Genomic DNA, 13,317 nt, shown 5'->3' with positions numbered 1-13,317 from the left:
AGGGATGGTGCGGAGCGCTCGGCGGCACACGGTCAAGACGTCCCCCAATTGTACCGACCGGTGGCACGCATGGCGGACAGCACGATGCACATACTCCTCGTTTGGCTCTCTCGATAGCGCCGCTTACGGCCTCTTCGATCTCATCTGCGTTGTAAACCGCTGCTACCACCACAGTCGCTGCAGTTGCCCCGAACAAGAGATACCAAAGGCCAGCCCCTATCTCTGGTACCAAAAATAACGCACCTGCCATATTACACCTCTCTCGGTAGCATTGATCTTAGCAAAGTTATGCGCTGATCTGCGGAATAATGTGACTGGGCGCTCATGTAACGATGCACTTTCCCTTCGTTTAGAAAACTGCTTCCATTCGCAAGTAATGACACGATAAAAGCAATGTTGGCAGTTTTCTCGACACCCGAAATTTTGCAAAAATCGATGCCTGACGCTACTTTATCTCGATCTAAATCGGGAAATTTCCTATTGATGGAATCTTCTACGTTTCGGTACACAACCTCCAAATCATCTCGATCAAACTCCCTTTCTACCGCGACGCGGATCTCCATAACCTTTTTTGCACCCACGCTGACGGAAGCTTCGTGGGAGGAGGAGAAACCTGCAAGTTGCCCTATCGTCCCAACCCTTCTGTCATACGATACTGCATTCAGGCCCAGAAACTGACCTTCGCTCCCTTCACTTAAGGAATAAACGCGGAGTTGTTCTCCAGCGGCACGGTCTCCGACGCCAGCATATCCGTCAGAGAAAAAAGCGAGAACAGGACCGAAGAAGGTTTGAATTTCTTGATCGTTAGCTGCACGTAACCAAATATCGAGTACGTGAGGATCGAAAAATCGAAAAGCTACGATGCGACCATCGCTAGCAAATTTAACTCGAGTGAAGTAACGCAGATGGCGTCTGATCTTAAGGGCTAGGGCGTTGTCCTCATGCTTTAGGTTCTCGGAAACGAACATGGCTGTCTTCTCCTGAACCTTTAGGGCTGATTGATCCCCGACTTTACGATACATCGCTTCAGCGCGTTGAGAAGATACGCGGAGCACGATACCCCATCCGGCCCCCCAGCCACTGTCACAGATCCAATCAGTGAAATCATCTTCCGGTTCAAGCTTTACTAGATACGGGCTACTTGCTAGGCGCTCCTGTGTAGCTAAACCGTTATATAAACTGCAAAATGTTAGTTTAGTGGCAGCTAGGCGAGGTAGTAGGTCCGGCACCCATTGCCCGTCCAAAAGCGCCCAAACAGAGATATCTTCACTAGAGTTATGCCAGAAATTCGCCTTTAAAAAGGAGTTTAAATTCGCTCTGTTTCTACCACTATTATCGTCTGTTAGCGCATTGTTTGCGTTCATAAGAAACCTCTGAATCAGGCTGCGCCTTGCTGTAGCGGACATACTTCTGCGAACGGTTTTCTGGTGCGCTGTGGTATCCCTGGCGTGTTCGGTAGAGGTGTTCCCCCCTGGACAAGTACAGGCTCATATAGGATTGGGCCTGGACCAATGGTGAGTTGAGCCCCGCCGCCATTCACAATTGTAGAGTTTCCAGCTTTGACCGTGATGTTCCCCGATTTGTCCATCTGGAACCGGGTACCTCCGACCTGGATTACAAATTTGGATCCAGCGCGGATTTCGAAGGCGTCTCCAACATCAATGGAATACGATCCGCTTATTGTCGTCTCGTTTGAAGCACCGACGTTTAGCTTATAATTTTTTCCAGTCGAAAATTCAGTATCTTCTCCTACGGTTAATCCATAAAACTTGCCTACTCTTGAAAGAAACGAACTGCCTACATTAACGATCTTACTCACGCCAATTTGCTCAGCCTGAGCTACACCTACTGACGTCGATTGGAATGCACCGACTATGGTGTTCATGATACCGGGCATGGGGAAGAGGTTGGCAGCGTCCTGGCCGACCCCTGTTCCAGATCCGGCCAGTGCCGTGCCAGCATCCGCCCGTGGGCTCGTGCCGGAAACGATTCCTTCTCGGGCGGAAAGGCCGCCGGCGCCAAGAAAGCCCAATGTCGAGGATGCGAGCGTTGTTGCAAAACTGGCGATGCCGGGGCCGCCGCCGCCCGCTATTTGACCTGCTTGCGAGAGCAACGCTGCTGTCTGGCCGGACAGCGCCTGGACACCGGCCATGGCCAGCATGGCCATCGGCCCGGTACCGCCGACCACTGTGTTTACCGATCCGCCGATCTCATGCTTCTGGTTGCCAGCCACTTCTACGGCGCGGTTACCGCCGATGGATGCCACCTCATGGCGGTCGATGCGCTTGGTGCGGTCGTTCAGCACGCGTGTTGTCTGATCCTTCTGGGCATGAAAGAACATGTTCTCCTTGCCGTTCTCATCCTCGAATGTCATTTCGTTGAAGCCGCTGCCTTTGTGGGTGTTGGAGCGCAGCACCATCCGGGTCTTATTGGCCGGAAGATCATAAGGCACAGCATTCTTCGGATTGGGCACCACGCCCGTTACCAACGGCCGATCCGGATCGCCGTCGATGAAGGCAACCATCACCTCCATGCCGATCCGTGGGATGATTTGCCCACCCCATTGCCCGCCGGCCCAGTTTTGGGCGACGCGTACCCAGCAGGTATCACTGCCATCCTTCTTGGCTCGCCGGTCCCAGGGATACCAGACCTTGATGCGGCCATACTGGTCGGTGTGGATCTCTTCACCGGAGGGTCCGGCGACGATTGCCACCTGCGCACCCTCGATGCGGGGGCGTTTCGTGTCGCGATGCGGGGTTAACGGCACGCGTGACGGGATAGCCTCGAACTCATTGCGATATTCTGGTTCGTTCTCCGTCGTTTCATAGGAGCGATCAACGACCCAATGGGTAATCCGGGTCATCACATGCTCTTCGTATTTGTGTTCCGGATGCGGCTCCTCATAGGGCGTGAACCGTCGTCCGGCTTCCAGAAAACGCACATTGGATTTGCCCGTCACCCGCTCATGATCGGCTTCTGTTGCTTGCATGCGGAAGGTCTCCGCCTGTTCGGCTTCCTTCACATCGCTAATGCGGGCCGGATATTCATAAAGCTCACGCTGTTTGGCGCCCGGCATCTGGATCAGTGACGGCGTGACATTCAGCGGTACAGTGCTGGGCGTCTCGAAATTCCAGTCCGCACCGGCACGCTGGCCAGGGACGTAGGAGAACTGCCGCATCCATTCGTTGATGTGATTGCGGTCCGATGAGCCTTGGGCTAACCTGACTTTATCTTCTCCCTCTGCCGCAGCCGATGGCTTGCTCCAGGCCACCTTGCTGTCGCTGACCTTCAGGCGGTGAACGCCTTTCTCATGTTCAAACCAGTAGAACAGCCCTTCTTGCTCGAAGCGGCGCAGCAGGTAGTCGAGATCCGTTTCATTCCACTGGACAGAAAACTCGCGCGATGGCGGTGTCTTGTGCAGAGGGGCATAGGCGGCACTGGGAAGACCGTGTTCAGAGAGTAATGTTTCCATCACCTGGATGGCCGTCATATTCTGCCAGATCCGGCAATCGGAACGGCGCGACAGTAGCCATAGTTGCGGACGGATGGTCAGGGTATAGGACCGCAATCCACGGGTCACCGGCGGTCCCTCGGACAGATTGGTCACCAGTCCATTGAACGGCCGACGAACGCCGTCACCGTCCAGTTCGCCCTGGCGGATTTCGAGCGATACATCGACCAACTTTCCGATTAGCTCATCGGGCTTGACCGCCTCACGCTTGGCGCGCACCGACAAGGTGATCTCGAAAAGCCGATTGACGCCTTCGTCAACCATCATCCGTTCAGGCAGCAGCTGGTCTTCACCCAAGGGTGACGAGACCTTCAGCACACGGCTTGCTTGAATGAAATCGGTGGGTGACAGAACGTCGTCCATGCGGAATGCTCCTCCACTTATCGCGTCATCAAAAACAAAATTAATATTGGTGAAGTGCGAAAAGTATCCCAATCGCGCCATTCCCATGGCGAGATTAGGCCGCTTACCGCAAAGGTCAAGGTTAACGGTTGTATTTTATTGAAACCATATCGTCAGGCGATAGAATTATTGAGAACCGCGCGGATAGCAGACCGCTGGGCATGGCGTGGTCGACTGGCTCAGGCCTTTTGCTCTGTATTGACTTTCGGTTTTGGGAGATTGGTGTGTTAATCGGCGCCGGATGTTGACCCTATGATCGGTCCCTAAGGCCCTGATTTATTCAGATGACATGGAGATCCGATGGGATCACTATCGGCCCCATTGATGACTTCGCCTCCGTTGCTAGTTTGCAATCGCAATCAGTTATTTAATCCCTGTTCGAATGAGGTCAGCCGTCGGTTCTGTTTCACAGATAGCAGCCGTGACGCTGCTTCCCATGCGATGCCTTCTTTGGGGCAGGGGCTATGGGTGGTTTAATGTACGGCATGAAGGCGCACAGCTGCCGAAGCCTTTGATTTGCTATCGGCTGGGAGCAGCCATCGAACTTTTGGTGATGGTAACGCATGAGACTTGGTGGCCTTATTCAAATACGATGGGAATCAGCGATATAAGAAGAAGGATCGCCATCACCACGTTGAATGTTCTCACGGCACGGCGTGATGTCAGAAAACGCCGAACGGAAACGCCGAGTGCCGCCCACGCGACAACGCTGACGAAGGTCATCCCACCGAATACGAGTGCAAAAATGGCTGCAAGCTGGACAGGGCCCATCTCTTTCATAGTGCCGTAGGTGACGACAGCGCTGCCCACCATGATCCACAGCTTTGGATTAATAAACTGGAAGAATGCGCCTTGTATGAAGGACAGCGGCGCAGCCGCTCCTTGATGTTCCTTCTCTAAATCATTTGGTAGAGGTGCAGCGCTGCCGATCTTCCAAGCAAGCCATAGAAGATAAGCAACGCCGGCCCATTTTAGTGCTGCAATTACGTACGGGTCGGTAATTGCCGATATGCCGAAGGTTGTGACAGCAAGCATGATTGAGGCAACTCCGAAGGCAATTCCGAGCATCACTGGCATTGTTCGAGCAAGTCCGTGCATTGCCCCAGAAGCCGCCACTATCGTGTTGTTCGGTCCAGGCGTCGCCGCCATAGCAAATGCGAAACCTGTCATTCCCGCAAGCCAGCCCCAATCCATTCCGGTCTCCTTTTCACTATGAAGAGGATCATATGGCAGGATGCGTTCTATTGGGTTGCGAAGATTGCTCGAAAACATAATGTTTTGGCATTCAGCGTTAGAAAGGGCTTCTTTAAATGAATTCCATGCCAATTAGATTAGACGATATCGACCGGCGCATTTTAAAAGCGCTGCAACGCAATGGGCGAATTCAGAATGTGGAGTTAGCAAAAGAGGTTGGCTTGTCCCCATCCCCCTGCCTTCGCCGCGTGAAGTTATTGGAAGAAGCCGGTATCATCTCCCGTTATGTTGCCGTACTTGATCAGATGAAAATCGGCCTGACACTCTCCATGTTCGCGCGCGTCTGGCTGACCTCACAAGACGCGGAAACCATAGACTTGTTCATCGCCGCCATGAGCAAATTGCCCGAGGTGGTAGAATGCTACATCATGCTAGGCGAGAGTGACGCATTGTTGCGGGTCGTCGTTTCAGATCTGGACGGTTATCGCCGTTTTCAGTCTACGCACCTGACTCGAAAGAATGGCATTCAGAACGTAAAAACAGACGTGCCCAGCGAAGTCGTCAAGCAGACGTTCGCTCTACCTGTGTAAAGGCACTGCGAAATGGCTACATCTCGCTATAGGGCTCGTTTCGGACTTGAGTAGCCATTTCGATAATGGTTTGGCACCCGAGTGATTCCCTTCGATCATAGGATTTATAGCCCATGCACACCGTTCGGATCGCAGCTGCGCAGACGCCGGAATTCCGGGGGGATATCGACGCTTCTCTAAGATATGCCGACCAAGTCGTTACCCAAGCAGCGGCACACGGTGTCCAACTAATCTGTTTCCCCGAGTGCTTCCTACAAGGATACCTGCTCAACGAGGCGGAGGCCCGACGATCTGCAATAGACCTTGCTTCTTTAGAATTTCAGTCGCTCCTCGCTCTACTTCCTTCAACGGATATGATCATCATATCCGGGCTGATTGAACGAAGTTGCGGCAGCCTGTTTAATAGCGCGGTGATCATTCAGAATGGTGCATTGATGGGACGCTATCGGAAAAAGAACCTTCTCAAATCAGAGAGTTTCTTTGCATCTGATGCTGAAATGCCGATGTTCGAAGTCGATGGCCTTAGGTTCGGCGTGAACATTTGTTATGATACGAATTCTCCGGCTATGGCTAAGATGATCGCCGATCAAGGCGGAGAATTAATTGTCTGCCTGGCAAACAACATGATGCCCCGTGAACGGGCAGAACAGTATCTTCACGTACACAACGCTGTCCGCGGTGAGAGATGTTTAGAGCAAGGTATCTGGCTTGTTTCATCGGACATTTTTGGTGAGCGTGATGGTCGGGTATCTTGGGGCCCAACTGCCGTGATCGATCCAGGCGGTCAGGTGACAGCCCAACTGCCGCTGGACGAAGCTGGCCTATTAATATTCGATGTTCCAGTTTCTTCAATGCAACGATTACAATGAGGGCGCATTGCCGTTCGGTATCTTGGGGCAGGGAAGATATTGACGGCTCCTAAGACTGCTATCGCGAAAAGCAGACATCCCAGATACTGACTGTGTCGCAAAGCTTGGGGCTACGGCTTCACTGTTGCGGCTACGCGTTGTTCAGCTTGCTTCACTGCTTGTTGTCGGCCGATCTGCAACATCGCGATGCTGGCCAGCACAAGGATAATGGCGGCGAGTTCCGGGACACCAACTCTTTCGCCGTTGGCCCAGCCGATCAGCAACGCGACATTTGGCGTGATATAGGTCGCGCCCGAAGCAGCGACCGCACCCAGCTCTTGGAGCAGGTAATAATAGATCAGGAAGGCCATCCCGGTTCCGAGGACACCGAGCCCGATCGCGACGCCAGCCGCTGCGTGCCAGTTTTGCAGAATGCTGCTTGTTCCCGTTCGATCGACGACGAGCAAGAGTACCACCAAGGCAAGCCCGGTTTGCCAGGTGGCGAGCGCGAGGGGTGGCAGATTGTAAGGTGATAGAAAGCGGCGAACGTAAACGTAGGAGACACCGAGAATCGTGGTTGCCGCCAGCATCCACGACACCCCCGCCAAGTCGATAGTTCTATCCGTACCCTCCCAAGGCCGCGCTATAAGAACGATGCCAGCGAAGCCCACAAGAACACCGGCCAGCATCAAAGCGTTTGGCTTTTCGGTGCGAAGGAACAGAAGGGTGGCGATCGTCGTGAATAAGGAGATCGAACCGCCGAGGATACCGGCAATACCAGAGGGAAGCAGCGCCGTGCCTTCCGCGATCGCGAAATAATAGAAGGCCGTTGCCAGCACCGCCATGACGAGGAAATGCGGCAAGTGGCGCACTTGAGCTTGGTGGATCACACCTTTGCGCCATGCAACGAAGGCAAGCGGCAAGAAGCCGAAGAATACCCGCAGAAGGGTGATTTGCGCCGGTGTGATCAGTTCCGTTGCCCATTTCATGTAGATGAAGTTCGAACCCCAGAAGAGGCCAAGCAGAGCAAAAACCAGACAGGTTAGCCGCATGCCTTTATTTCCTTTCCGGGAAACTATCACGGTGCATAGGCCTGCTTCCCGAAGCAGAGCTAGCCGATTGTGGATATGCCTTAATCTGGCGACAAGCTTTCGCGCTCGCAGGCCGGTGGCTTGATGATGGCAAGCATTATGCCGCCTAGCGCAATGATCGCTGAACCTGCTGCTACACCCAAGGTTGGCTTTTCGCCAAAAAACAAAAAACCGATCAGACCGGCGAAGATCAGCCAAGTGTAATCGACCGGGCCGACGATCGATAGTGATGCGAGGCGATAACCCTGGACGATGCAATATTGCGCCGTCACTGCGATCGGCCCGAGCAGGAGGAACGACATCGCATTTTCGATAGAGAGCGGTACCCATTGCGTGGCGGCGGGGCCAGCCATCAGCAGGATGCCGAACGCGTTGACATAGAGTAGCACCGTCATTGCGCGATCGGAGTGTGAGAGCATCTTGATCATCAGCCCTTCGACGGCTAGCAATGCAGCGCCGAGAACTGCAATGCCGGCCGGGAAAACATAAGCCAGATGGAACCCGGTAAACGCGCCGCGCGATGCCATAACGATCGCAGCCCCGGCGCAACAGACCGCGACGGCGCCGAGATGCCGACTGGTGAGCTGTTCCTTCAACACTAGAACCCCGAGAGGGATGACAAACACGACATAGAGCAGACCGATCGCTGTGGCGTCTACGATCGGCATGTTTGCGGATGCGTAGATCAGTGCTCCCCCGCCCGAAGCTCCGAATATGGCTCGCATAAAATGGGAGAGCGGTTTAGCGCTTCGACAGGCTGACAGTCTTTCCCGTCGCGCCGCCACGGCCAGCAGCAGCGTTGCCAGGCCACCGATGTAACGGAGGAACAGGATTTGAAATGGAGTTGCGGTTCCATCAGCAAATTTCCCCGATGCGAAAATCAAAGAAAATAATGCTGTCCCGATGGTGACCCACATGATCGCTTTGGTATTGGTATAAAGGCGGAATGAGCTCATCACATGTCCTGAAGGGTTTACCTTTCGCTTGTGGTGGATTTCCGTCTGGTTTTCAAACGAGGAATTTGAGGGGAGCTTGAGAAAAACTCATGCAGATCGGCCGCCGTATCTCACTCAACGCCGTTAGAGTGTTCGCCACTGTGGCTCGCACCGGGAGCTTGACCGCAGCCGGCGCTGAACTCGGCGTTACACCTAGTGCCGTGAGCCATCAGCTGAAAAAGTTGGAGGAAGAGCTCGGCGTGAGTTTCTTTCGCCGAGGAAACAATTCTGTTTCGCTAACTGACGCAGGCGAGCGGTTTTATCAGGAGGTCGCGCCAGCCGTCGCGCTCATCGAGCGGTCGGCCGATGCCCTGTATCGTCAGGAGACCGAAATCAGCGTCCAGGCATCAACGTCCCTCGCAGTGCGCTGGCTCATCCCCGCGCTGGACCGCTTTCGGGATCTATGCCCTGACGTTAGAGTCCAGGTTGAAACGGGCTCTGCGCCGGGCTTTCCTGTCCTCCCCATCTCCGATGTCAGCATTCGATATTTTCGCGCCAATGAAGATGCTGAAGGATGGAAACTGCTTGGACGTGATTTGAGCCGCCCTATGATCTCTCCAAGCCTGCTTGCAGCAAATGCCGAGGCTCGGAAGGTCACAATTCAGGATATACCGGCGCTTCAATGTGCGTCCAACAATTGGGACTGGAAGCTATGGTGCGAGACATCGGGCGTTTCTCCGGCAGACCTTTCCTTCTCCCATCAGTTCGACACGGACGATGCGGCGCTTCATGCTTGCGTGGCTGGACTTGGCATGGTGCTGGCGCCATCAATCCTCACAGCCAGAGAAATACAATCCGGTGCACTTGTCGGACTGCCCGGATATGAACCGGTCGAGATAGGATCATATCGATACCAGCGCCGGTTGGACTCGCGAGTGGTTCGGCAGTTCTGTAGCTGGATCGACACCGAGGCGCGCAACCTCGAATGAGCCCTATCGCAAATAGCCCGCGGATTGTCTGAAAACTTGGCTCAGGAAATTTCGTTAGAAGATGTTTCTAGGGCTGCGTCTGTTCCTTTATCTTCCGCGACGCAGGCGTGGCAAAATATATTTTCTTGCAGACTCAAATTCTACGATGCCGAAATCATTGTGGGTTTTTGGACAGTTGGCAGGAGTTCCTCGACAAATAAAGGTCGCAGAAGGTTAAGACCGGACGCCAAAGTTGGCAGTTTAGGCGGCGGCGAAATGGATGTTCGCTGTCTCTGGCTAAAAATCTATGGGGCGTTACAATTATCTAACGTTGCTCCATTTCGATTTCGTCGGCCAACGCAGGTAGCGTGTAATGAAAATTCTGATCGTATCAACGTCTCACGGCAGTCTCGGACAGACCGGTCTTCCAACGGGATTGGGTCTTGAGACGCTTGCAGGTCCTTACTACCGCTTTTTGGAAGCTGGGGCAGAGGTTGTGATCGCGTCACCTTTAGGCGGCACTCCACCGATAGATCCGCTAAGCGTTGGCGAAGAGACGTCAACAGAGGAGACCCACCGGTTCAGTGGTGATGTAGCAGCGCTTGCGCATTTTGAAAATTCTGCATTGCTGGAAACAGTCCACGCTGAGGACATAGACGCGTTATTTTTCGCTGGGGGCCACGGAGGAATGTGGGACTTTGCCGACAATACGGACGTCGCAACATTGATTGGCCGATGCCTTTCTCTCGGCAAGCCGGTAGCCGCGATCTGCCATGGTCCAGCAGCGTTCTGCGGGGTCATCGATGCCAGCGGGAGGCCCATTATCGAGGGAAGCCGGATCACCGGTTTAAGCAATTCGGAGGAAATAGCCCTCGGCCGCGACCATACCGTTCCTTTTCTGCTTGAGGATCGGCTGAAGTCTCTTGGAGGGGACTACCAGGCAGGACCAGATTTCAAGTCTTTTGTTGTGAGAGATCGGCTGTTGATCACGGGTCAGAACATGCGATCGGCGAAAGCGGTGGCTGAGGCCCTTCTCGAATTTTTCAGATAGTCCGCAGAGAAAGGTTCACCCGATGGTCAGACCCTGCTGGCTAGCTGGCGGCGACGCAAAAGGGGCCGACTGCGGACGGTCCGGTTATGGGAACCCATCGCGAAAAGCCGCCGTCGTTGAAGATGGCGACGATGTGATTGTCGGCGGGATGCTCGACTCGGTTAACGACTGATCTTGCCCCGTTCGGTATCTTTGTCCGCCAGCAGCAATTGGTCTCTCAGCGGTCGGTCAGTCCTCAAGTTGGCCAAGAATTTAATGTCGGAGCGTTCACTCAGCCCGACTAATCCAAACTCCTCGTCTTCCCTCCTCCATGCGATCGGCTTCGTGAGTTGGGATGGCAGTGGCTCCGGCAAGAGCGGCGCATGATGTTGAAAAATCAGCTCAGTAGCTTGTTGGCGGTCGGCAGGTTCCAAATCTGACAGGCCCCTATGGAGCTGGGAGACGGCGTCGTGAAATTCCTGATGGTACCCGGTGCGAAAGTTCACAGGCGTGTCCTGCTCCAGCCTTGTCAGTCGGTCGAGAGCCCGATTGATCCTGCCTGGTGTTTCTGTTCGGCGTTGGCGAGCTATGATCTCATCCCTAATTTCTGCCTCAGACATGAACCGTGAGTTGAACTCGCCAGCGAACTTTCGGGCATCCTCTATTACTAAACCAAGACCCTGCTTGAAGTCTGGATAGGTAGCGATTGCACCATACGCAGTGATGAACCCGCCCCACGCAACGACAATCACTCTGGTTATCAGACTGCCGGTCTGAAAAACGACTTCAAGCTCAACATCCACGGGAAACACGGACCGGGCGATTTCGTAGGCAAGCTCTTCAGCCGCTCGCCCCCGGTCGTTGATCTCGGCCTCAGTGAAGTTGGCTTTAGTGTGAAGATAGGCTTGCGCAATGGTAGTCAAAATGGCCCCCCGCCAACGCTAATGATCCGATAGGTGTATTCCACTACGCGATACAGCAAAATCAGCGTCGGGGGAATGTGAGCGGCGTTGCAGCCCAGATCTTCCAAAGTCAGGAACCCACCCCAAATGATTTCTCCCCTTCGCCTGTGGCGAAAGGACGGGTTCCGACAGCATCGGGGCCGAGAGCGGACTGTCGGCTTCTAAGATGGGCTAACCCGTGACAAGCCGTTCTAGCTCTGCATGCCGGGCAAGTTTGCTTGTCCAGCTTTAAACCCCATTTCGGTTGCCATGTAAGCGCCAATTACTCTGGCGAAGGCCAAACGTTAAACCTGTCTGACGCTTGACTCTTGTTGTGATCCTGGGCGGGGCGTCGACTCTCTGTGAAATCCGCCTTGGAGGTCCTACTTGTCTTTCTTACCAGTGATCGCGGAAACTATCTGGACGACCATGTTCACAATCTGTGGGTCGATTTGGGAAGCATCAAGCGACGAAAAAGTCGATGTACGGTCTATATTCCAATATTGGAAAACTTCTCGAATTTCCGCGCTATTTGTCTGACTGCCATATGCCCGTAGGAAAAATTTCCCGAATTGAATCGCATGGATGCGGTCCGAAGACTTAAGGGATTCGCTCATGTAGGATTTGCCCAGCGAATAAGCGTAGCGGGCAAGGGCTGCCAAAATCGCTATAGCAATCACGTTGAGTAACGATATCGATATTGTGCGAGCATAATCGGGCGTCGTGGCCGTAGATATGATGACGGAATACGCGAGGTAAGCTGTTGTTAACAGGCCAAAAACGAGGCTCGCGTAGCCAATCAAATACCAGCGTTGGGCTGCCACTTTATGCGCTTTTTCATACTGCTGCTGCGTCTTGATCGCCTCATCAACAAACTCGGCAAGATTGCCCTGGACAGCTTGGGCGAGTTCTTCCTGCTGTTCCTCCTGAGCCGCCCGCCGACCTTCAAACGCTGAAATTGCGACATCTACATCGGCCACCAAATCGGTGGCTGGTCGATTTCGCGCGAAAATGACCTGAATATCCTGCACGATTGTCGGAAGAGCCAGCTCGCCTAACACTATTGGAAGAATGAGCATCTTACCTGACGTCTCGGCGTATGCGCGCGCGGTGCCAAGCTCCATCATTGGAAACTGCGAGTGCATTGTGCTCTCGGAAATTAGGATGATAAAGACCTCAGCGGCCTTCAACCCTTGGTTCAGTTCCAGTCGCCAATTGATACCCGGCGTTAGCCGCGCGCCTTCGATAGTAATTTCATGTCCAGCGGCGCGCAGACTTGTCATTAGTTCTTGCGCAAACTTGTCGTCCCGCATCGTATAGGACACGTAAATTTTGGACATGTTCCCCCCGGTTCAAAGCGATGAATTTACACAACTTAGAAGATAAGGGAAGCTCGTTCGGGTGCGACGAGAGAGTTGGAGCGGCTCACACGCCACGCTAAAAGCGAATGCTTTGATTGCTAGTAACCCCTGAGGAGGAGGCGACGGTAAATCTCATGGAGGTTGTGGCCGAAGCTAAGTCCCAACGTAGATATTGTGATCGAGGGGAATGTGAGGCAACGAGGCTTCGAGAAAAGGGCGCGCTGTTTGAGTGAGCCGAAAACCTGCTGGGGCGGCCACGATAGTCCGCCTTTATCGCACAGCCATAGACGTCAGTGCGCCAACCGGACGATTGATAACTTAGCTCGGAATGACCACGGACATTCGATCATCCTCGCCAGTAGTATGTCGGCTTTCGAGAGATACCAACGACATGCCAAACGAACGCAATGAAGGCGCAAAGCGGAAATGTTCTCCGCTCTGGCCTG

Annotated in this window: 11 protein-coding genes; 4 read left to right on the top strand and 7 right to left on the bottom strand. The window is 53.8% G+C overall.

Annotated elements, in window-relative coordinates; translation table 11 throughout:
- Positions 1-251: 251 nt before the first annotated feature.
- The 3 genes from FS819_RS12175 to FS819_RS12165 form a co-directional block, all read right to left on the bottom strand.
- On the bottom strand, positions 252-1,364 hold the full coding sequence (locus FS819_RS12175) for a DUF4123 domain-containing protein (protein WP_197433987.1): 1,113 nt from the start codon (positions 1,362-1,364) through the stop codon (positions 252-254).
- A gap of 14 nt (positions 1,365-1,378) precedes the next feature.
- Positions 1,379-3,874 carry a type VI secretion system tip protein TssI/VgrG gene (tssI, locus tag FS819_RS12170; protein ID WP_234624510.1) on the bottom strand — a complete coding sequence of 832 codons (2,496 nt, stop codon included), beginning with the start codon at positions 3,872-3,874 and terminating at the stop codon, positions 1,379-1,381.
- Between the two features lie 618 nt (positions 3,875-4,492).
- Positions 4,493-5,107 (bottom strand): LysE family translocator, encoded by a 615-nt coding sequence (locus FS819_RS12165; protein WP_197433988.1) that lies wholly within the window; start codon positions 5,105-5,107, stop codon positions 4,493-4,495.
- Between the two features lie 125 nt (positions 5,108-5,232).
- On the opposite strand from FS819_RS12165, the gene FS819_RS12160 reads away from it, so the two are divergent.
- Together FS819_RS12160 and FS819_RS12155 are read left to right on the top strand one after the other, a co-directional pair.
- The gene (locus tag FS819_RS12160) at positions 5,233-5,697 is read left to right on the top strand and encodes an Lrp/AsnC family transcriptional regulator (RefSeq protein WP_156551011.1); all 465 of its coding nucleotides are present in this window, start codon (positions 5,233-5,235) and stop codon (positions 5,695-5,697) included.
- 113 nt (positions 5,698-5,810) lie between these two features.
- Positions 5,811-6,566, top strand: a complete 756-nt coding sequence (locus tag FS819_RS12155; RefSeq protein ID WP_156550910.1) for a carbon-nitrogen hydrolase family protein — start codon at positions 5,811-5,813, stop codon at positions 6,564-6,566.
- Positions 6,567-6,676: 110 nt separating this feature from the next.
- Here the strand turns inward: FS819_RS12155 and FS819_RS12150 are convergent, their stop codons facing one another.
- Positions 6,677-7,534 (bottom strand): DMT family transporter, encoded by an 858-nt coding sequence (locus tag FS819_RS12150; RefSeq protein WP_234624511.1) that lies wholly within the window; start codon positions 7,532-7,534, stop codon positions 6,677-6,679.
- A gap of 143 nt (positions 7,535-7,677) precedes the next feature.
- Positions 7,678-8,592 (bottom strand): DMT family transporter, encoded by a 915-nt coding sequence (locus FS819_RS12145; RefSeq protein WP_156550908.1) that lies wholly within the window; start codon positions 8,590-8,592, stop codon positions 7,678-7,680.
- A gap of 89 nt (positions 8,593-8,681) precedes the next feature.
- Here FS819_RS12145 and FS819_RS12140 point away from each other — a divergent pair, with 89 nt between their 5' ends.
- Positions 8,682-9,560, top strand: coding sequence for a LysR family transcriptional regulator (locus FS819_RS12140; protein ID WP_156550907.1), 879 nt, complete (start codon positions 8,682-8,684; stop codon positions 9,558-9,560).
- 352 nt (positions 9,561-9,912) lie between these two features.
- Positions 9,913-10,590 (top strand): type 1 glutamine amidotransferase domain-containing protein, encoded by a 678-nt coding sequence (locus FS819_RS12135; protein ID WP_156550906.1) that lies wholly within the window; start codon positions 9,913-9,915, stop codon positions 10,588-10,590.
- Between the two features lie 161 nt (positions 10,591-10,751).
- Here the strand turns inward: FS819_RS12135 and FS819_RS12130 are convergent, their stop codons facing one another.
- On the bottom strand, positions 10,752-11,492 hold the full coding sequence (locus tag FS819_RS12130) for a hypothetical protein (RefSeq protein ID WP_156550905.1): 741 nt from the start codon (positions 11,490-11,492) through the stop codon (positions 10,752-10,754).
- 401 nt (positions 11,493-11,893) lie between these two features.
- The gene (locus FS819_RS12125; RefSeq protein WP_156629706.1) at positions 11,894-12,850 is read right to left on the bottom strand and encodes a toll/interleukin-1 receptor domain-containing protein; all 957 of its coding nucleotides are present in this window, start codon (positions 12,848-12,850) and stop codon (positions 11,894-11,896) included.
- Positions 12,851-13,317: the final 467 nt, after the last annotated feature.

Source organism: Allorhizobium sp. Av2 (assembly GCF_021462805.2).
GTDB lineage: Bacteria > Pseudomonadota > Alphaproteobacteria > Rhizobiales > Rhizobiaceae > Allorhizobium > Allorhizobium vitis_G.
Note: the sequence above shows the minus strand (reverse complement) of the source record. Positions and strands in the feature narration are given on the sequence as shown.